The sequence below is a fragment of the Rhodoferax ferrireducens T118 genome (assembly GCF_000013605.1).
Lineage (GTDB): Bacteria > Pseudomonadota > Gammaproteobacteria > Burkholderiales > Burkholderiaceae_C > Rhodoferax > Rhodoferax ferrireducens.
On sequence record NC_007908.1, the window covers coordinates 3772376 to 3793206 of the forward strand.

General features: G+C 62.0%; 17 protein-coding genes and 1 pseudogene. 11 read left to right on the forward strand and 7 right to left on the reverse strand.

Going from position 1 to position 20831, the window contains the following annotated elements; genetic code table 11:
- Positions 1 to 23: 23 nt before the first annotated feature.
- Both RFER_RS17170 and RFER_RS17175 read left to right on the forward strand, forming a co-directional pair.
- Positions 24 to 293 carry a MoaD/ThiS family protein gene (locus RFER_RS17170; protein ID WP_011465664.1) on the forward strand — a complete coding sequence of 90 codons (270 nt, stop codon included), beginning with the start codon at positions 24 to 26 and terminating at the stop codon, positions 291 to 293.
- Positions 294 to 325: 32 nt separating this feature from the next.
- Positions 326 to 1426 (forward strand): sialidase family protein, encoded by a 1101-nt coding sequence (locus tag RFER_RS17175; RefSeq protein ID WP_085998764.1) that lies wholly within the window; start codon positions 326 to 328, stop codon positions 1424 to 1426.
- Between the two features lie 7 nt (positions 1427 to 1433).
- Here RFER_RS17175 and RFER_RS17180 read toward each other — a convergent pair whose 3' ends face one another.
- The 5 genes from RFER_RS17180 to RFER_RS17200 form a co-directional block, all read right to left on the reverse strand.
- Positions 1434 to 2246 (reverse strand): hypothetical protein, encoded by an 813-nt coding sequence (locus RFER_RS17180; RefSeq protein WP_011465666.1) that lies wholly within the window; start codon positions 2244 to 2246, stop codon positions 1434 to 1436.
- A gap of 121 nt (positions 2247 to 2367) precedes the next feature.
- Positions 2368 to 5877, reverse strand: coding sequence for an EAL domain-containing protein (locus tag RFER_RS23105; RefSeq protein ID WP_011465667.1), 3510 nt, complete (start codon positions 5875 to 5877; stop codon positions 2368 to 2370).
- Positions 5878 to 5888: 11 nt separating this feature from the next.
- On the reverse strand, positions 5889 to 8534 hold the full coding sequence (locus RFER_RS17190) for a TonB-dependent receptor (protein ID WP_011465668.1): 2646 nt from the start codon (positions 8532 to 8534) through the stop codon (positions 5889 to 5891).
- A gap of 366 nt (positions 8535 to 8900) precedes the next feature.
- Positions 8901 to 9887 carry a response regulator transcription factor gene (locus RFER_RS17195; RefSeq protein ID WP_011465669.1) on the reverse strand — a complete coding sequence of 329 codons (987 nt, stop codon included), beginning with the start codon at positions 9885 to 9887 and terminating at the stop codon, positions 8901 to 8903.
- Positions 9877 to 13440 carry a hybrid sensor histidine kinase/response regulator gene (locus tag RFER_RS17200; protein WP_425057089.1) on the reverse strand — a complete coding sequence of 1188 codons (3564 nt, stop codon included), beginning with the start codon at positions 13438 to 13440 and terminating at the stop codon, positions 9877 to 9879. Before RFER_RS17200 ends, RFER_RS17195 begins: the two co-directional genes overlap by 11 nt.
- 142 nt (positions 13441 to 13582) lie before the next feature.
- Here RFER_RS17200 and ureA point away from each other — a divergent pair, with 142 nt between their 5' ends.
- Genes ureA through RFER_RS17225 form a run of 5 tightly spaced genes read left to right on the forward strand, consistent with a single transcriptional unit; the run spans position 13583 to position 17122 of the window.
- Positions 13583 to 13885, forward strand: coding sequence for an urease subunit gamma (gene ureA, locus RFER_RS17205; protein ID WP_011465671.1), 303 nt, complete (start codon positions 13583 to 13585; stop codon positions 13883 to 13885).
- 16 nt (positions 13886 to 13901) lie between these two features.
- On the forward strand, positions 13902 to 14207 hold the full coding sequence (locus tag RFER_RS17210; RefSeq protein WP_011465672.1) for an urease subunit beta: 306 nt from the start codon (positions 13902 to 13904) through the stop codon (positions 14205 to 14207).
- 12 nt (positions 14208 to 14219) lie between these two features.
- Entirely contained in the window at positions 14220 to 14888 is a 669-nt protein-coding gene (locus RFER_RS17215) for a LysE family translocator (RefSeq protein WP_011465673.1), read from the forward strand.
- A gap of 24 nt (positions 14889 to 14912) precedes the next feature.
- A complete protein-coding gene (gene ureC, locus RFER_RS17220; protein WP_011465674.1) occupies positions 14913 to 16658 on the forward strand; it encodes an urease subunit alpha in 1746 nt (581 codons plus the stop codon).
- Positions 16659 to 16663: 5 nt separating this feature from the next.
- On the forward strand, positions 16664 to 17122 hold the full coding sequence (locus RFER_RS17225) for a GNAT family N-acetyltransferase (protein ID WP_011465675.1): 459 nt from the start codon (positions 16664 to 16666) through the stop codon (positions 17120 to 17122).
- 3 nt (positions 17123 to 17125) lie between these two features.
- On the opposite strand, the gene RFER_RS17230 is transcribed toward RFER_RS17225, so the two are convergent.
- A complete protein-coding gene (locus RFER_RS17230) occupies positions 17126 to 17524 on the reverse strand; it encodes a type II toxin-antitoxin system death-on-curing family toxin (protein WP_011465676.1) in 399 nt (132 codons plus the stop codon).
- Positions 17521 to 17745 (reverse strand): AbrB/MazE/SpoVT family DNA-binding domain-containing protein, encoded by a 225-nt coding sequence (locus RFER_RS17235; protein WP_011465677.1) that lies wholly within the window; start codon positions 17743 to 17745, stop codon positions 17521 to 17523. Before RFER_RS17235 ends, RFER_RS17230 begins: the two co-directional genes overlap by 4 nt.
- A gap of 74 nt (positions 17746 to 17819) precedes the next feature.
- On the opposite strand from RFER_RS17235, the pseudogene ureE reads away from it, so the two are divergent.
- The 4 genes and pseudogenes from ureE to RFER_RS17255 form a co-directional block, all read left to right on the forward strand.
- Positions 17820 to 18341 (forward strand): annotated as a pseudogene (ureE, locus tag RFER_RS17240) (urease accessory protein UreE); the annotation flags it as partial.
- Between the two features lie 6 nt (positions 18342 to 18347).
- The gene (locus RFER_RS17245) at positions 18348 to 19025 is read left to right on the forward strand and encodes an urease accessory protein UreF (RefSeq protein ID WP_011465679.1); all 678 of its coding nucleotides are present in this window, start codon (positions 18348 to 18350) and stop codon (positions 19023 to 19025) included.
- A gap of 50 nt (positions 19026 to 19075) precedes the next feature.
- Positions 19076 to 19765: an urease accessory protein UreG gene (gene ureG / locus RFER_RS17250; RefSeq protein ID WP_011465680.1), complete on the forward strand. Its 690-nt coding sequence runs from the start codon at positions 19076 to 19078 to the stop codon at positions 19763 to 19765.
- A 368-nt stretch (positions 19766 to 20133) separates the two neighbouring features.
- A complete protein-coding gene (locus RFER_RS17255) occupies positions 20134 to 20769 on the forward strand; it encodes a hypothetical protein (RefSeq protein ID WP_166485751.1) in 636 nt (211 codons plus the stop codon).
- Positions 20770 to 20831: the final 62 nt, after the last annotated feature.

Here is a 20831-nt window from a genome sequence, read left to right on the forward strand (position 1 = left end):
AACGCCAGCCGAGCTCTATACCGATGGTCACCGTTGAATTTGCCGCCAGCCTGCGCCACCACGTCGAATGCGCGCCGCAGTCGGTCGCGCCTGGCACGCTGCGCGACGTGCTCGAAGGTGCGCTGCGCGCGGCACCCGCATTGGCCCACTACGTGTTTGACGACCAGCGCGCGGTGCGCAAACATGTGGCGGTGTTTGTGAACGGGCAAATAGTGCCGGAACGCGTCCACCTGACGCAGTGGCTTGGAGCCGGCGACCGGGTGTTGGTGATCCAGGCCCTCACCGGTGGCTGACATCCGTTCAATTTCTTTGATGAGAGGAGATCATCATGCCGACATTGCTGGTTGCCACCCGCAAGGGTTTGTTTGCCGTCCAGGGCGATGGCGCGAACTGGAACATCGCTTCGCATTATTTTGCCGGTGAGCCGGTCACGCAGGTGCTGGCCGACCGGCGCGACGGCAGCTGGTATGCCGCGCTGCGGCTGGGCCATTTCGGCGTCAAGCTGCACAAGAGCAGCGACCAGGGCCAGAGTTGGCAAGAGATGGCGGCACCCGCCTTCCCCGTCAAGCCGACTGAGGGGCCCTGGGCCGATGACCCCACACCCTGGAGCGTGGACCTGATCTGGTCGCTGGCTGCGGGCGGCGCCCATGAACGCGGCACGCTGTGGGCCGGTTGCCTGCCAGCCGGGTTGTTCAAGTCGGAAGATGGCGGCGCCAGCTGGACGCTGAACCAGCCGTTGTGGGAAGAACCCCGGCGCCGGGCGTGGCTCGGTGGTGGTTATGACCATGCCGGCATTCACTCCATCCTGGTCGATCCGCGTGATCCTCTCCACATCACACTGGGGATTTCCTGTGGCGGCGTGTGGCAGACGCGAGACGGCGGCGCCTCCTGGTCGCTGACGGCCAGCGGCATGAAAGCCGACTACCTGCCGCCCGAGAATGCCGATGACGGCAACGCGCAGGACCCGCACTGTCTGGTGCAGTGCGCCGCGCAACCCGATATGTTGTGGGTGCAGCACCATTGCGGCATCTATCGCTCCACCAATGGCGGCAAGCAATGGCAGGCCATTGCGGCGCCCGCCCCGTCGGGTTTCGGTTTTGCCGTCGCCTGCGACCCGCACAATCCCCAGCGTGCCTGGTTCGTGCCGGCCCAGGCGGATGTGTGTCGCATTCCCGTGGCGGGCCGGATGGTCGTGACGCGCACCGACGATGGCGGCGCGTCCTTCCAGGTTTTGTCGGAGGGCTTGCCGCAAAGCCAGGCCTACCATCTGGTCTATCGCCACGGGCTTGATGTCACGCGCGACGGGCAGACCCTGGCGCTGGCGTCAACCACCGGCGGTTTGTGGCTCAGTGCCGATGCCGGACTGGGATGGCAGTGCCTGTCACACGATCTGCCACCGGTGGCAGCGGTGCGTTTTACCGACTGACGAGAAATTAGTTGCGATCCTGACCTCGTTCCTCATCTGGCAAGCGCTTTTTCTCCCGCCCTTGCGGTGGCTGGCGCCTCTGATCCTGGCCTGGCGCGCCACTCTGGCGCGGTGGCGCTTGGGTCGGGGCTACCCTGGGAGCCTGTTCGTTTCTCATTTGCGGCGGCTGCGCGCGCGGCGCTGCCGGACGGCCCTGCGGTGTCCGCTGTCCAGGCGCGGGCGCTGTGGGCACGGCTTGCTCCTGATAGTGCTGCCGCACTACGGTGTCACGCGGCTGATACCGGTAATTCTGGCCACGCAGCGAGCGCTGCTGTTCCGCCGGTGGGTATCGATCGCCTGAATAGCGTCGCTGGTAGTTGGGCAGCGGAGCGGGCGCGGGCGCTGAACTGCGGTTCCACTTGTCCCAGCCGCGTCTCTGCTGCTGCCATTCATGGCCCCAGTGCTCGCCCCAGCGGGGCGGCGCATCCGCGCGCCAGTCGCGGAAGTACACTGGCGGCGCCCGGTAGTAGCGCACCGGAATTCGCAGGACGAACAGGGGCACATACGCTGGCGCCACCAGACCCCAAGGACCGTTGTACCAGGAACTCGCATACCAGTTATCGTCCTGATAGACCCAATACATGCCATCGTAAAAGAAGAAGTTTGAATTCAAACGTGGCGCGTAGTAGACCGGGTAGCCCGGCACCCGGACCAACTCCGGGTACACCGGCAGGTTGATCCCGATGCTGACACCAGGAAGCCCGATACCGACGCTTAGCTGGGCCATGGCCGAAGTCATCGACCCCAACAGCATCAAAAACACAATGAGTAAGTAACGCATTTTCTGTTCTCCAGTTGGATCACAAGTTGCAGCTTAGACGATTCCGGCAGAAAAGTCCGTGCGTTATCGCACCTTGCTGCGCCAAGGGTCTTGATGTGCGTTGGCGCACCGACAAGCGGCATCAGACCCGCCTCACAAACGCCTCGAACTGATCCAGCGGCAGCGGACGGCAAAACAGATAGCCCTGGCAGGCATGGCAGCCCAAACGGGCCAGAAAATCCCTCTGCGCCTCGATTTCAACCCCCTCCGCGATGACCGCCAGGCCCAGGCTGTCGCCCAGCGCGATGACCATCCTGGCGATGGCGGCATCGTTGGGGTCGATGAGAATGTTCCTGACAAAACCCTGGTCGATCTTCAGCTGATCCAGCGGCAGGCGTTTCAGATAGGACAGCGAGGAATAGCCGGTGCCGAAATCGTCCAGGGAGAAGCCAACGCCTTTTTCTTTCAGGATGCTCATCTTGGCGATGACGTCTTCCACGTCACCGATCAGCAGACTCTCGGTCAGTTCCAGCTTGAGCCGTTGCGGGTTAGTGCCAGTGCTGTCAAGAACCGTCAACACCTGGTTCACAAAATCCGCCTGATGGAACTGGCGGACGCTGACGTTGACCGCAACCGTCAGGTGGGCCATCTCAGGCCGGGTGGCCCACTGGGCCAATTGGGTGCATGCGGCGTCCAGCACCCAACGACCCAGCGGCAGGATCAAGCCGGTGTCCTCAGCCAGCGCAATGAATTCGCCAGGCGCTACCAGGCCACGTTCAGGATGTTGCCAGCGCAACAGCGCCTCGCACCCTGTCAGGTGGCCCTGGCCGTCCACCTGAGCCTGATAGTAGAGAAGAAACTCATCACTCGTAACAGCCCTGCGCAAACCTGCTTCCAATGCAGCGCGCGACGTGACCACGGCCTGCATTTCCGGGTCGAAAAAGCGCAGCGTGTTGCGACCTACCGCCTTGGCCTGGTACATGGCCAGATCGGCCCGCTTCAGTAGATCCTCAGTGGTCTCCTGCTGCTCGGAAAACAGCGTAATGCCGATGCTGGCCGTGCTTTGATACTCATAGCCGTCCAGAGAGTAGGTCTGCTTGAGCGAGGCCAGAATTCTTTTGGCCAGGGTTTCAGCCTGGGTGGCGGCCGCCTCCAGGTGCTCACTCAGATTCTCGAGCATCACCACGAATTCATCGCCACCCAACCGGGCCACCGTGCCACCCTCGTGCACACAGCTTGCCAGCCGTTGGGCGACTTGCTGCAGCAGCAGATCGCCCTTGTCATGGCCAAGGGTGTCGTTGAGGGTCTTGAAATTGTCAAGGTCGATCAGCAGCAGCGCCCCTTGGCGCCGGTGACGGGCACTCGCGGCCAAGGCCTGCTGCAGCCGGTCGAGCAGGAGCCGCCGGTTGGGCAGGCCGGTCTGCAAGTCAAAGAACGCCAGATTGCGGATCTCGTCCTCCGCTGCCTTGCGCCGGGTGATGTCCATGAAGGTGCCGACGTAGTGGGTGACAATTCCACCGTTCTCCTTGACAGCGGTGATGGAGAGCAACTCCGGATAGGCTTCGCCGTTCTTGCGCCGGTTCCAGATTTCGCCTTGCCAAGATCCGGTACGCCTGATACTTTCCCACATCGCGGCATAGAAGGCTTTGTCATGGCGCCCCGACTGGAGCAGGCGCGGGTTATGGCCTACGACTTCATCGGCGCTGTAGCCGGTAATTTCGGTGAAGGCCCGGTTGATCCTCAGGACGGCGCCCTGTGCATCGGTGACGGTCATGCCCTCCTGGGACTCGAAGGCGGTGGCGGCGATGCGAAGCGCCTCCTCGGCCTGCTTGCGCTCGGTGATATCTCGGGACAGGACGATAAAACGCGGCTCTTGCCTCTGGCCCACCGACTTGCGGGCAACGGACAGTTCAAACCAGGCCCTGCCATGCGCAAGCTGCAATTCAAACTGCTTGCCCGTTGATGTGCCCTTTTCATTCGCCTCGCGCAACGCCGACAAACAAATGCTGGCGGCTTCGGGAGGCAGGACGTCAGACACCGTTTTGCCGATCAAATCTTCTGCCGGTGCGGCCAATAGGTCAGCGCGCGAAGAACGGCAGTCATAGTAACGACCATCGAGTCCAAGCACGAACAGCGGGTCCGGGATCGCATCAAACGTGGCTTGCAGCTGGTTTTGGGACCGCTGCACTTGTGTATTGAGCGCTTCGAGCATCCGGTTGGAGCGCCGCAGACGAAGCAGGAAGTACGCGCTACCGGCAAAGACAAGGGCACTGCCGCCGAGCACGGTCCACAGCCAGCGCTCCTGCAGGGCGCGCTGGCGCAGCTCAGCGGATTGTTGCTCGTTGCGACGGGTCAATTCGTTGATTTCGCGCTGCTTGTTCTCGGTTGCGTAGCGTTCGGCAAGTTCCACCATGCGTGCGCTGGCTTTTTCGCGCGCCACCTTGTCCGCCAGGTCGGCCGCTTCGACAAAGAGCTGGTAGGCTCGCTGGTGGTCACCGTCAACGGTGCCAATCTCGGCCATGCGCCGCGCACTGCCGCTCAGGTAAACGGGCAAACCAATTTCTTTGGCGAGCCCATAAGCCCTCTCGGCATCGGCCCGTGCGGCCGCGTTGCGGCTTAAGGCCTGAAGACTGGTGCTGCGCGCATTCAGCGTAAACCAGAGACCGATGGGGTTCGGATATTTTTCATAGATCGCGACCACTTCCTCCAGCAGCAGCACGGCTTCGCCGTAGCGGCCCTGCTTGCGAAGCAAGTCCGCAAAGCCAAACAGCCCGTAGCTCAGACTGAAGGGGCTACCGACTGAGCGGAACATGGCAATCGCCTCGCGCGTCAAACGTTCGCCTTCAGCAACACGGCCAAGGCTCGCCGTCACCCCGCCAAGACCGTGAACGGCGTGTGCTTCCAGAATTTTCGAGTGGGCAATGCGAGCGTAGTCGCGCATCTGCAGGTAGTGCTCGCCAGCCTGCGCGTAGCGCCCGCTGAGATCGAATGAAATGGCCAGGCCCTGATGGGCGTAGGTCAGCGCAAGGGGGTCTTTCGTGCGTTTGGCAATTTCCATGGCCTGCATGGCCATGGTGACGGAATTGTCAAAGTCATTGACGCGGCGGTACATCATGGACATCCTCAGCAGCGCTTCGCCGAGCAAGTCAGGCCGGTTCACGTCTTCGAGCAGTTCCACGCTGCGGGTGGTGGCAGTAATGGACGCGTCAATCCGGGCCTGGTTGACGGCGTTCAACGCCACGTTGAGCTGTGCCTCGGCCTGCCCCACCCGGTCCCCCTGCCGTTGCGCCAGTTCCAGGGCGGTTTCAGCGTTCTTTTGCGCCTTTTCGGTCAACGACAGATAAACCTCGATACGGGCCAGCAGATTGAGCACCCGGGCCCGGTCAACGGGTGTGGCATCGGCGGGCAGGCTGGCCTGCAAGCGCTGCGCCTGCGTGTAGGCGCGAGGCACGTCATTTTCCGCCAGTACCCGGGTCTGGCCCGCTTGTGTGCGCCAGTCATTGAGCGAGGTGGCCGCCTGGACCGGGCCAGGCAGGCAAAGGCCCAAAATCCCGGCAAGAACCACCCAGACCGCAAGTAACAAGCGGCAGGTACCGCGCCGTTCGACGGGAGGGCGCCATCCTGAATGACTCGGTAAAAAATTCGTCGCCATGGGTCATTTCATCAGAATCGAGCGGTCACAGCAAGGCTGACTTGCGTGTCGTTGATCCAGCTACTCTGAGGTCTTGTTTCCACACCGTAGTAAGAACTGCGCCTCGTGCCAAGCAAGTTCGTGCCCGCGATCACGAATGAGATTTTCTCGCTGAATCGATAGCTCAGCGACGCGTCAAGCCAGCCGTAGGCCCGGGTGTAAATGGGCAGTGCACCGACGCCCACGATGTTGGTGACACCGCTCAAGAATTTGTCGCGCCAGTTGTAGGCGAGGCGAGCTGACAGCCTGCCCTTCTCGTACATGCCAATGAGGTTGACGCTGTGCCTGGAGAGATTTTGCAGCGCCACCTTTTCACCCAGGGTGCGGTCGAGGGTCTCGCTGTCGACATAGGTGTAGTTCGCCTGCAGGCCAAGGCCGCTCAGCCAGGACGGCAGGAAATCGTAGAACTGCTGGTAGCCAAGCTCGAAACCCTTGATGTCGGCCGCGGCGCTGTTTTGCGGACGGCTCACTTGGTACGCGACGCCGTCCACCACTTCCGGGCTGCTCACCGTGGTCACGAAACCCTCAACTTTCTTCAGGAAGCCGGTGAGGTGAACTGCCGTGCTCTTGTTGAAATATTTTTCCACTGCCAGATCCAGATTGTCGGCGCGGATCGGCTTGAGTTCCGGATTGCCCGCGCTACCCTGATTCAGCGCTGGGTTGATGGCGTTTGGCAGCAGCGTCAGTGAAGGTGAGAGTTGGTCGAAATTCGGTCGCGTCAGGGTCCTGGAGGCCGCCGCACGAAGATACAGCCCCGGGCTGAGCAGGTAGCGCAGGTTCACGCTGGGCAGGTAGTCGGTGTAACGGCTGTCGACATGGACGGGCACCACCGCGCCGGTGGCCGGCACCGACTGGGCGCCCGCGACCCGCTCATGGGTACTGACCACGCGCAGGCCGATGTTGCCATCCAGCGGACCCTTCAACGGCAGGCCCGTGGCCGTGAACCGGGCCATGAGATACGCCGCCTGCGTGTCCTCGCTGATGTCCCACAGGCTCAGCGGGCTCGCTGTGGCGGGGATCGGCGTGGTGATGCCAAAGGCGTTGCGCAGTCCCACGGCATCGCGGGCCGTATCCAGATTGCCAACCAGGGTGTTGCGGATGCTGGCCGTGCCGGCGTAGAAATCATAAGGGTTGACCATGGCATATTGCGGCAGGGCTGCGACCGGAATACCTGCTACGCCGGCGTCGGCAACCACCAGGCCGGACGCATTGCTGGCACCACGCCGGGCATAACGCACCCCGGCCAGGAGCGTATTGACCAAGCTGTCCGAAACCTCGTATTCCCCATCCAGCCGAACGGTGGCCTGGTCGCCTTCGAAGCGCCGCAAACGGTAGGCGATACCCGTGTACTGCAAATTGGCGGGGTCCAGCAGATTTGTCCCGGTGATGCTCGAACTGGGGACATCGGTGGACAGGTCTTGCGTGAAGTTGGCGGCAGTGCCGCCCAAGGTCAGGCCGGAGAAAAAGAGAGTGTTGCTGCTTTGGGTGTAGCTCACATCCGACTTGAGCGTGAGCGCCTTGCCGCTCCAAACCCCGCCCACGGCGGCCTGTTTCGTCCGGTCAAGCGTGTCACGGGCGAAGCTCAGAATCGAGACCGGCGCGTTCATCCAGGTGATGTGGCTCACGTCATTCGTGCCCGGAAACACGGCAGCGCTGCCAGGCACCAACGCCGGTGACGCCAAGACGTTGCTTTGCCAGGAGTTCTGGCGGGTCTGAAATTCCGTGTAACTGCCCTCGGCATAGAGTTCCAGGTCTGCCGCCGGGCGCCACTGCAGCACCACATGGGCGGTGCTGCGTTTGCGATTGCCCAGACTGATGGTTTCCGATGTTCCGTTGGGTGCGATGACGGTCTGACCCGCCATGAGATCGGTGCGGGCTTGTGGGTTGCCGGTGCCTTTTTGATCCTCGCGAAAGGCGCGGTCCTGGTACGCAAGATTCACGAGCACGCCGAACTCCCCGGCGCTGGTCGTTTTCCAGCGATTGCTTGCCAGGACAGAAAATTGCGTTGCATTGCGGTCTGCCAGATCGCCGTAGATCAGCCGGGTTGAGCCAACAATCTCACGGCCTTTGAAATCAAAGGGACGGCGAGTGCGCAGATCGATCAATCCGCCCACCCCACCCTCGATGTGCTCGGCAGAGGAGGTTTTGTAGACGTCGATGCCGGATACCAGCTCGGACGCCATGTCGGCGAAATCAAAATTGCGCCCGGCCCCGGCCGTGAACACTTCGCGGCCATTGAGCGTCGTCTCCATCTGCGTGAGACCGCGAATGGAGATACCGGTGCCATCCCCGCGATCACGGGCAATCTGCAGGCCGGTCACGCGCTGCAACGCGTCGGTGACGCTGAAGTCCGGCAACTTGGTGATGTCATCGGCAACGATGGAGTCGACGATTTCGAGCTTGTCGCGCTTGATCTCCTGGGCCGAGGCCAGGCTGGCGCGCACACCGACCACGACGACTTCGCGCAGAACACCGGTCTGGGCATTGTCATCCGGGGCCGGCAAGGTCGAATGGGTCCCGGCGCCGGACTGGGCCAACGCCGGCGACATATTGGTCGCGAACAGCGCACAGACGCTTGCCCGCAACAGGTGTCTTGGTTTGATTGGCAAGGCGTTCATTCAATCCTCCGTGACTAAGCACCAGGTCGCCCACGGGGCGGCGTGCGGGCATCAGCCTGCCATCTTTTGGATTCATCCAAAGTGAGATGTGCTGTCTCTGGCCCGGCGGTATGTTTCGCCGATTGAGGTCTTATCACACCGTACAACGGCCGCGCGCTTGTCGCCATTCTGACTTCTTTTACGAGGGAAAACCATCAGCGCCTGGCCTCCCTGTTCAAGCGAATTGACGGCGGCACGGATCGGGTCAATACCCGGCTTTTTCCGGCTACGCGCACCGGACAGCCTGCCGGATCAGCGTTGAAATGCTACTGAATTAATAGCCATATATGTATATTTCACGGGGGCTAGAGGCCTAAAACGTATAAATCATCCTTCAAATTGCGGATGCAGCTGGCGGATGCGGCTCATCGCCATGCCGGCCGCCGCCGTGCGGGTCTCCACGCCCAGCTTGGCAAACACATGCTCCAGGTGTTTCTTGACCGTCATCGGGCTGGAGCCCAGGATGTCGCCAATGTCGCGGTTGATCTTACCCTTGACCACCCAGTACAGCACCTCGGCCTCGCGCGGTGTCAGCTTGAAGCTCAGGGCGATGGCTTCGATCACGCTCTCGTCCGACACCTCCTGCATGATGATGAGCCAGTCGCCGCCGCCCTCGGAGTCACCGATTTGCTGGTGCAGGCGAAAGGTCAGGCGCTTCGGACCCAGCTCGATACTCAGGCGCGGCGGCTCGGTCAGCGCCACGGCATCATTCACATGGCGACGCAGCCACTGGCAGACCGGCTCGGGCGTTTTCGGCGCCTCGGTGCCGTAGTAGCGCAGCAGCAGTTCGCGTGCCAGCGGGGTTTGCCACATCAGTTTGCCGTCGCTCACACGCACGGTGATGCTGGCATAGCCAAAGGCGTCCAGCGCGGATCTAGCCTGGCGTTTTTCGCGCGCGCCTTGCAGGTGCACCTGCATGCGGGCCAGCACTTCTTTGGGCTTGATCGGTTTGGTGACGTAGTCGACACCACCCGCCTCCAGCGCGGCCACCAGGTATTCGGTGTCCAGCAGGCCGGTCATGAAGATGATGGGAATGTGCGCGGTTTGCGGCGCGGCTTTCAGGCGCCGCGCCACCTCAAAACCATCCATGCCGGGCATCATGGCGTCCAGCAACACAATATCGGGCAAGGCTTGCGCGGCGCGCTGCAAGGCAGCCTCGCCATGGGTGGCGACCAGCACGGTGTAACCGGATTCGTCCAGCGCGTCATGCAGCACCGACAGGTTGTCGGGCACGTCGTCCACGATCAGCACGAGGTCGCTGTTGGCACGGTCCAGGGTTTGGTCCAACGAGGGTTTGGGGGCGCTAGTTTTCATGGATCACCTGGTTCAGTTGCTGACTCATGGTCTCAAACTGGAACTGCCGGGCCAGGCCGCGCATCCCGGTGACAAAGGCGGTGCATTGCGTCTGGCTGGCCTCGATTTCGTCGAGCTTGTTCATGATGCCGCGAAAAAAACCCAGGCTCACCACCTCGCGCAAGGCATCGAGCTGCGGCCGTTCGGGATAAACCAGGGCGACTGGCAGGGGCGCAGGGGCAGGCTCTGCGACCGGTGCGGCGCTGTCCAGCCAGGTGAGCGACAAGCGCAGCGCCAGCCAGTCCAGCAGCTCGGAGTGGCGCACCGGCTTGAGGATGAAGTCTTCACTTGGCATGTCGACGTCGTTGTCCAGCCCCTTGTCAAAAGCATTGGCCGACACGATGGCAATCTGCGCCTGGGTGCTGCCCAGTGCGCGCAGACGGCGAATGGTTTCCCAGCCGTCAATGCCGGGCATGGCCAGGTCCATGAAGATGACGTCGGGCTGATAGCCCGCTGCCAGCAGGTCCAGGCAGTCATGGCCGCTGGCGGCGGTGCGCAGCTCAAAACCGAGCGGCTGCAGCAGATTGACGAGCAGCTCGCGGTCGGCCTCTTCGTTGTCCACCACCAGCACGCGTCGGCGTGGCCCGGCATAACCGTGGCGTGGTTTGTTCGCCAAAGACCTTGGCATGTCGGCCGAGGAGCCGGACAAGCACAGGGCACCGACAGCGCCCGAGGTCACGCGCACCTCGGGCAAAAACAGTTTCACTTTAAACACCGAGCCCATGCCCGGCGTGCTGGTCACGGTGAGTTCACCACCCATCAAGTCGGTCAGCATCTTGGCGATGGTCAGCCCCAGACCGGAGCCCGATGCCGTGGCGCCCGGCGTATGGGCGCGGGTAAAGGGCTCAAAGATGCGATTGAGCTCTTGTGGGGACAGGCCCGGCCCGGTGTCTTCGATGTCAATCACGGCCATCTCGCGCGCGTAGCGGATGTCAAACGTGACCTGCCCTTTCTGGGTGAACTTGATGGCGTTGCCCAGCAGATTGATCAATATCTGACGCACCCGCTTTTCGTCCGCCCGCACCACGGCCGGCAGGGCGGCGCCTTCAACATAACGAAAGCTCAGGCCCTTGGCCTGCGCTTCGAGCTCAAACAGGCTGGCGATGTCCTGCATCAGGGAGGCGAAGTGCATGGGGCGGGGATTGAGCGTGAGCTTGCCACTCTCGATGTGCGCGATGTCGAGTGTGCCTTCGATCAGCGAGAGCAGGTGCTCGCCGCCGCGCTTGATGACGCTGACGGCCTGCTGGCGGTGCACCGGGATGGACGGGTCCTCGCCCATCAGCTGCGCATAGCCCAGGATGCTGTTGAGCGGCGTGCGCAGCTCGTGGCTGATGGCGCTGATGTAGCGGCTCTTGGCCTGGTTCGCCTGGTCGGCGGCATGGCGCGCCTGCTCCGCCACGCGCCTGGCGGTTTGCAGCGCTTCGTCGGTCTGGCGGTGCGACTCGATCTCGCACATCAGCAAATGGGTCTGGCGGTTGGATTCTTCCTGCGCCACCTGGCGGCTCTTGTGCGCCAGCACCACCCACCAGGCCACCAGGCCGGCAATCACCAGCAGCGCCATATAGGCCTTGAAGAACCCCGAACGCAAAGCGGCATGCGGCGCCTGCAACTGCACGATGTCAGTCACACTCAGCGTCAAGGCGCGCAACTCCTGGTGATAGAGCAGACCGAACACACTGGCCAGCAGCGGCACGGTCACCCCCATGAGCAGCAGAAAGTAGCCCAGGCCGTTGTCCAGGTACGACCAGCTGCGCCGCGGCAGCAGCCAGCGCAAGGTGGCGGACCATTGGCTGGACAGGGAAGCGTGGGGTTTGCACAGGTCGCCGCAGCGCGCGTCCAGCGTGCAACACAGCGAGCAGATGGCGCCTTGGTAGGCCGGGCAATGCGCCATGTCGGGGCCTTCGTACTGGCGTTCGCAGATCACGCAGCGCTGCACCTGGTAGCGCTTGCAGGCCCCCTCACCCACCGCCCCGCCCGCTGGCGCCGCGCTCTGTCGTGCCATGTAGTAGCGGCCCTGGGTGGCCCATGCAATCAGCGGCGCGGCCACGAACGCCGTGCCCAGCGCAATCAGCGCCGAGAAGGCCTGCGCCATGGGGCCGAACAGCCCCAGGTGCGCCGTGACTGACAAGAGGGACGCGAGCGCCATGGAACCGACGCCCACCGGGTTGATGTCATACAGATGCGCGCGTTTGAACTCGATGCCCGGCGGTGACAGGCCCAGCGGTTTGTTGATGACCAGGTCGGCCACCACCGCCATCATCCAGGCGATGGCGATGTTGGAGTACAGGCCCAGCACATCACCCAGCGCCTGAAACACATTCATCTCCATCAGCATGAACGCAATCAGGGTGTTGAACACCACCCACACCACCCGGCCCGGGTGGCTGTGCGTCAGGCGCGAGAAAAAATTGGACCAGGCCAGCGAACCGGCATAGGCGTTGGTGACATTGATCTTGAGCTGCGAGATCACCACGAACAGCGCCGTGGCCGCCACCGCCCAACCGTAATTGGGAAACACATATTCATACGCCGCCAGGTACATCTGGTTCGGGTCCACCGCGCGGTCCACCGGCACCGCGTGGCTGATCGCCAGATAAGCCAAGAGCGCCCCGCCCAGCATCTTGAGCACACCCAAAATCACCCAGCCCGGCCCGCCGACCAACACACTGCACCACCAGCGTTGGCGATTGGCAGGCGTCTTGGCAGGCATGAAACGCAGGTAGTCAGCCTGTTCGCCCATTTGCGTCATCAAGGCGATGCCGACCGTGAGCGCCGCACCAAACAAGGGCAGACTGAACCCCGGACCCGTTCCTCTTTCCCCGATGTAGTGCACCACGCCCGAGAAAGCACCAGGGTCGCGCATCAGCACATAAACAAAGGGCACCACCAGCATCAGCAGCCACACCGGCTGGGTCCAGACCTGCAGGCGGCTGATGGTGGAAACACCATGGGTCACCAGCGGGATCACCGCCAGCGCACAAATCAGGTAGCCCCAGCTGGGCGGAATGCCCAGCGCCAGTTCCAGCGCATAGGCCATGACGGCCGCCTCCAGCGCAAAAAAGATGAAGGTGAACGAGGCGTAGATGAGCGAGGTGAGCGTGGAGCCGATGTAGCCAAAACCGGCGCCGCGCGTGAGCAGGTCCATGTCCACCCCGTAGCGGGCGGCGTAAATGCTGATCGGCAGGCCGGCCAGAAAAATGATGAGGCCGGTGGCCAGAATGGCCCAAAACGCGTTGGTAAAACCGTATTGCACCAGCAGCGTGGCGCCGACAGCCTCCAGAATCAGGAACGAGGCGGCGCCAAAAGCGGTGTTCGCAACGCGCCACTCGGACCACTTGCGAAAGCGTTGCGGCGTGAAACGCAAGGCGTAGTCTTCCAGCGTCTCGCTCGCCACCCAGCCGTTGTAGTCGCGCCGCACCAGCGTGATGCGCTGCAGCGCCTCGGGCCGCGCGCGTGTCGACGCGGCCGCGTGCGGGATGGGGTGGGTGTCTGAGGTCACACCGCTGTGGTGCAGTTTCCATGCCACGGCAGGGGCATGGCAGCCGCCATGGCACGGCACGGGTTTTGCGTAGTGATCCGCATGGAACTTACCCCGCGTGTTCGGCCGGCATTTGCGGCCGCACGAGCTAGCTAATCAAAGGATTGAGTGAAACGAAATGGAACTTACCCCTCGTGAAAAAGACAAGCTGCTGCTATTTACCGCTGGTTTGCTGGCGGAGCGTCGCAAGGCGCGTGGCCTCAAGCTCAACTATCCCGAGGCCGTGGCCCTGATCAGCGCCGCCGTGATGGAAGGTGCGCGCGATGGCAAAACCGTGGCCGAATTGATGAGCTTCGGCCGCACCATCCTGACCCGCTTTGATGTGATGGACGGCATTGCCGAGATGATTCCCGACATCCAGGTCGAAGCCACTTTTCCGGACGGCACCAAGCTGGTCACCGTGCATCAGCCCATCGTCTGACTTCCACGAGGCTCCCATGATTCCTGGCGAACTCTTTACCGACGGCCCCGAGCATGTGCTCAACCCCGGCAGACGCGCCCACACGCTGGCGGTGGTGAATGCGTCTGACCGCCCCATTCAAGTGGGTTCGCACTACCACTTTGCCGAAACCAATGGCGCGCTCGGCTTTGACCGGGCTGCCGCCAAAGGCATGCGGCTGAACATTGCGTCCGGCTCGGCGGTGCGCCTTGAGCCCGGCCAGCAGCGCACGGTGGAGCTGGTGGACTACGCGGGTGACCGCATCGTCTACGGCTTTCGCGGCCTGACGCAGGGCGCGTTGTAACTCGACCGCGCCATGCTGACCCTGTTTTTCTCCGCCTTTGTACTGGGCCTGGTGTTTAATGCCGCGCCCGGTGCCGTGTTTGCCGAAACCGTGCGCCAAGGTGTACGCGGGGGCTTTCGTCCGGCTCTGCAGATCCAGCTCGGCTCTCTGGTGGGTGATGCCACCTGGGCCATGTTGGGCCTGGCCGGCATTGGTCTGGTCATGCAAATCGACATGCTGCGCCTGCCACTGGGTTTTGCTGGCGCGGTGTACCTGCTCTACCTCTCGTGGGACAGCTGGCGCGCAGCGGCCGTGGAGTACAGCATAAACCCCGGTCACGCCCCAGCGGAGTCGCCGGCCCTGCGCAAGGGCATGGCCCTGTCGCTCGCCAACCCGCACAACCTGGCCTACTGGGCAGCCATTGGTGGTGCCATGGGCGCAGTGGGTGTCAGTGATCCCAGCACGACGGATTACGGTGTGTTTTTTGCGGGTTTCATGCTGTCCTCGCTGCTGTGGTGCTTTGTCTGTGCCGCTGCAGTGGACCGCGTGTTTCGCCGCGCTGGTGCGCAGTGGGCCCGCTTCACTTACCGTCTCTGTGCTGTGGCCATGCTGGCCCTGGCCCTGGGCTCGCTGCGTGACCTCTTGCACCCGGGGCATTCCACTTCTCCCTCGTCACCTGTCGGCATCCACCACCCGCAGTAAGACCCACCCCAAGGAATTTTGAATATGGCAACCATCGGACGGCGCGCTTACGCTGAAATGTTTGGCCCCACGGTGGGCGACCGGGTGCGCCTGGCCGACACCAACCTGATCATTGAAGTCGAAGACGACTACACCCTGCGCGCGGGCGGCTACGGCGAAGAAGTCAAGTTTGGCGGCGGCAAAACCATCCGCGATGGCATGGCGCAGTCGCAGCGCAGCCGGGCCGAGGGCGCGGTTGATACCGTCATGACAAATGCCCTGATCATTGACCACTGGGGCATTGTCAAGGCCGACATTGGCCTCAAAGACAGCCGCATCGTGGCCATCGGCAAAGCCGGCAACCCAGACACCCAGCCGGGCGTGGACATCATCATCGGCCCGGGCACCGAAGTCATCAGCTGCGAAGGCAGCATCGTCACCGCCGGTGGTTTTGACAGCCACATCCACTTCATTTGCCCGCAACTGATTGAAGAGGCTTTGAGTAGCGGAATCACCACCATGACCGGCGGCGGCACGGGCCCGGCCACCGGCACCTTTGCCACCACCTGCACACCCGGCTCGTGGCACATTGAGCGCATGCTGCAGGCCGCTGATGCGTTTGCCATGAACCTGGGCTTCATGGGCAAGGGCAACGCCAGCCTGCCTGCCGCGCTGCACGAGCAAATCAACGCGGGCGCCTTGGGCCTCAAATTACACGAAGACTGGGGCACCACGCCAGCGGCGATCGACAACTGCCTGAACGTGGCCGAACTCACCGACACACAGGTGGCGATCCACACCGACACGCTCAACGAATCGGGCTTTGTGGAAGACACACTGGCCGCTTTCAAAGGTCGCAGCATCCACACCTTTCACACCGAAGGGGCTGGCGGCGGCCACGCGCCTGACATCATGAAACTGGTGGGCGAGCCCAACGTGCTGCCGTCTTCCACCAACCCGACACGGCCGTACACCGTCAACACGCTGGATGAACACGTGGACATGCTGATGGTCTGCCACCACCTGGACGCCGCCATAGCCGAAGACCTGGCCTTTGCCGAGAGCCGCATCCGCAAGGAAACCATCGCCGCCGAAGACATCCTGCACGACCTGGGCGCCATCAGCATCATGAGCAGCGACAGCCAGGCCATGGGCCGCGTCGGTGAGGTCATCATCCGTACCTGGCAGACCGCGCACAAGATGAAGGCGCAGCGCGGCTGGCTGGCACCGCCGCCTGAGCGCAGCGAGCCGGTGGAAAAATTGCAGCGCAACGACAACTACCGGGTCAAGCGCTACCTGGCCAAGTACACGATCAACCCGGCACTGACGCACGGCATGGCGCATGAAGTGGGCTCCATCGAGCTTGGCAAATGGGCCGATCTGGTGGTCTGGAGGCCCGCCTTCTTTGGCGTCAAACCGTCCTTGATTGTCAAAGGCGGCTCAATCGCCATGGCGGCCATGGGCGACCCCAATGCCAGCATCCCGACGCCGCAACCGGTGCATTACCGGCCCATGTTTGGCGCGTTTGGCGGCGCCTTGGCGCGCGGCTCGCTCACCTTTGTATCGCAAGCCGGGTTGAACGCCGGTATTGGCGCGCGCTATGGGCTGAGCAAGACTTTAAGCGCCGTCAAAAACATCCGGGGCATTCGCAAAGAGCACATGGTGCATAACCACTACCTGCCCAAGATGGAGATCGATGCCCAGACCTACAGCGTGCGCGCCGACGGCGAGTTGCTCACCTGCGAGCCGGCGGTGAGTTTGCCGATGACGCAGCGCTACTTTTTGTTCTAAATATCATGGACATTCGCATCGATGATCTACAAGGCAGCGCCATCCAGGCCTTGCTGCAAACGCATCTGAATGCCATGTATGAGCACTCGCCGCCGGAAAGTGTGCATGCGCTTGACCTCGAAGCGCTGCGCCATCCGTCCATCACGTTCTGGACGGCGTGGGACAACCACGAGCTGCTGGGTTGCGGTGCCCTCAAGCAACTCAGCGCCGACCATGCCGAACTCAAGTCCATGCGCACGGCCAGCGCCCATGTGCGCAAAGGTGTCGCGCGAGTCATCCTGCGGCATATCGAGTCCGCCGCGCGGGTCAAAGGCATCCAGCGCATCAGCCTGGAGACCGGTCCTCACGCGCCTTTCGCCGCAGCACAAAAGCTGTATATGAGTGAAGGTTTTGTGGAATGTGGCCCGTTTGCCAACTATGTGCTGGACCCGTACAGCCTGTTTATGACCAAGGCGCTGTTGTAGCGCTTAGCGGGCTTGCACATGCTGACGAATCCACTGGGCAAACGCCGCTTCTTCGATGTCGCCTGCGGCAACCGACAGCATGATCAAGACGCAATCGGCATCTGTTGCGGTCAGGTCGTAGCCATTGAGTGCCAAAAATAACTCTAACGCCACAAAGCCCGTGCGCTTGTTGCCGTCGACAAAGGAATGATTGCGTGAAATACCGTAACCGTAGCTGGCAGCCAGGTCGGCCTCGTCGGGTGAGCCATAGTGTGCGAGTTGTTGCGGCCGTGCCAGCGCAGATTCAAGCAGATTGTGGTCTCGCACGCCAGTGCCACCACCGTGTTCAGCCAACTGTTCGTCGTGAACAGCGTGAATCAGGGCACTTTCAATCCACACCCAGTTTTGCCGCCGCGCACTCATTTGGCCAACTCATGCAATACAGCGCGACGCTTTTTCATAATGCTTCGCGCCTGCGTCATTTGCTCATCAAAAGTGGGGTCATAGGGCGAGATAGTGAAGCCATTGACGGTGTCTGTCATAAATACAACATCACCTTTTTCAAGATGCAAGCGCGCCAAAAGTTCTTTGGGCAAGATCACGCCAACCGAATTACCAATTTGGGAAAGTTTAAGCGTTGTCATGATCAAGCCTTGAAGTTATAACAGTTGTTATATTATCAGCTTTCACCTTCGACAACAAGCGCTACAAATCTGACATGCTCACCATCTCCAAACTCATCCCCCAAGGCCAAGGCCTGGCACCGGTTCTGCTCAGGCGAGCAAGCACGATGGAACTTGACTGGGACGTGCGGCAAAAAAGCCGCTTTGAAGCCACCGACTCGGCCGGTCGACAGCTTGGCGTGTTTTTGCCCCGCGGCACGGTGGTGCGCGGCGGCGACGTGCTGGTCGCTGAAGATGGCTCGCTGGTCAAGGTCGACGCTGCGCCGCAGCCTGTGCTGCGCATCACACCCTGTAGCAGCCACGGCACCGCGTTTGACCTGACGCGCGCCGCCTACCACCTGGGCAATCGCCATGTGCCGATTGAGCTCAAGCCCGACCACCTCAAAATCGAGCCCGACCATGTGCTGGCCGACATGCTGCGCGCCATGCACCTGACGGTGCTGGCTGTCAACGAGCCATTCGAGCCTGAGAACGGCGCCTACGCCACGGGTGGGCACGCGCATGACCACGACGGCGAGCCTGAACACGTGCATGGCCCCGGCTGCCAGCACGCGCATTGAGCCATGAACGCCACCAGTCTGCTGCAGCTCATGTGGCTGGCGTCACCGGCACTGCCTATCGGCGGATTCTCCTACTCAGAAGGGCTTGAAGCCGCCGTGGATACTGCCCGAGTTGCTACAGAAGAAGAAGCGTCCGAATGGCTGCTCGATCAGCTTGACCTGAGTCTGACGCGCTCGGACCTTGCGGTGCTGGCCCAGTCCATGCCCGCCTGGCAGTGCGGCGACACCGCGCGAATTTCTCAACTCAACGCCTGGGTACTGCAAACCCGTGAAAGTAATGAGCTGCGGGCACAAACCGAGCAAATGGGCCGATCCTTGCTGGAATGGCTGCGCAACCACACCACCGCCACAGCGGAGCAAATCGAGCTGCTGGCGAATTTGCAGCCCACGTATCCGCTGGCTTTTGCGCTTGCAGCCAGCGCCACCCAGGCCCCGTTGCGCGATTGCCTGCTGGCCTATGCCTTTGGCTGGGCCGAGAACATGGTGCAAGCCGCCATCAAATCGGTGCCGCTGGGCCAGAGCGCGGGGCAGCGCATTCTGCAGGCGCTGGCAGCGCAAATCCCGTGCGCCGTTGATCACGCGCTCACCCTGCCGGACGACGCGCGCCAGGCTTTTTCTCCCATGCTGGCTATTCTGAGTGCCCGGCATGAGGTGCAGTATTCACGGCTTTTCAGGTCCTAGCCCTTATGCAGCCTGCGTAGAGAACTCCTTAATCAATAGCAAAACACGTCATGAACACCCCATTGCACCACATCAAAAACCGCACAAAAATCCTGCCGCCCTTGCGCGTGGGCATCGGCGGCCCGGTCGGCTCCGGCAAAACCACCTTGCTGGAGATGCTGTGCAAAGGCATGCGCGAGCGCTACGACCTGGTCGCCATCACCAACGACATCTACACCAAGGAAGACCAGCGCCTGCTGACCGAGAGCGGCGCCTTGCCTGCCGATCGCATCATGGGCGTGGAAACCGGCGGCTGCCCGCACACCGCCATCCGCGAAGATGCCTCCATCAACCTGGAGGCCATCGACCGCATGCTGGTGGACTTTCCCGATGCCGACATCGTGTTCATCGAAAGCGGCGGCGACAACCTGGCCGCCACTTTCAGCCCCGAGCTGTCCGACCTGACGATCTATGTGATCGACGTGGCCGCCGGTGAAAAAATCCCGCGCAAGGGCGGCCCCGGCATCACCAAGAGCGACCTGTTCGTCATCAACAAGACCGACCTGGCCCCTTATGTGGGCGCCAGCCTGGACGTCATGGCGGCGGACACGACGCGTATGCGCACCACGGTCAAGGGTCTCAAGCCCTTTGTCATGACCAACCTGAAAACCCTGAGCGGCGTGCAGGAGGTGATGGCGTTCATTGAAAGCAAGGGCATGTTGCGCAGCGGCGATGCAGCCACGCTGCGTGACGGCCGTTGACCATCCATAGGGAATATCGCCAGCCCTGAATTTTCACGAGAGCCGATGACAGCAAGCCCAATACCCGAGTGCGGCTGTCTGGTGTCTGCGACGGTCACAGACTGGAAGCCGGGTGCGCGCCGAAACGATCGGTACGTCAGGTCAGTGCCAGAGGCGGACGTTCAAACGTCTGTTCTTAATAATCAATGTGTGCGTTAAGTCGAGCCCAAAGTTATGACACACGTTGGCACGCGGCGCAGCTATTGAGCGCCGCATAATGGAGCGGCTGAGCGGTATGGTCAACCGGGAGCAACTTCATTCAGTGGTTGCAGTTCTTACGAGAAAACGTTGACACTGCTAATAGTCGTGATAGCAACAAAGGAGAAAAAGTGAACATTGATAGGCCTGGTAACAACAAGGGAACAAGCCTTGAGAAGGCACATGCGGCACTAAAGGCGGCACATGATGCGTGGCAGGCAACGCAGGATGCGCTGAGACGCGCAGCGGCGGACAGGGATGCCGCAGCGATATTGGGGCATGCGGATAAGGCACTGACAGCGTCACAGAAAGCGGCACAGGCTGCGCTGACAGCGTCGCAGGTAACGGCACAGGCGGTACTGGCAGCATCACAGGTAACGGCACAAGCGGTACTGGCAGCATCACAGGTAACGGCACAGGAAGCACTGACAGCGAAACAGGCAGCGGCACAGGCGGCACTGATAGTGGCACAGGCAACAGCACAGGCGGCACTGATAGTGGCACAGGCAACGGCACAGGCGGCACAGGCAGCGGCACAGACAGTGGAAAAGGAAGCGGCACAGGCTCTACAAATAGCGGCACAGGCAGCAGCGCAGGCGTCCGCACACGCGGCTGCACAGGCAGTGGCACAGGAAGCGGCACGGACCGCGGCTCAGGCGGTGCTGGCAGCGGCAGATGCAGTGGCACGAGCGGAGAAGGCGACAAACGCGGATGGAAGTAGCTTATCCCTCAAGACGTTTCCACTGAAGAACGTACTTCTTGGCTGATGGTTTGAACAAATGACCGCTCCTGGTCGGGACCGGATCGACAGCTTGGTTTTACGAGTACC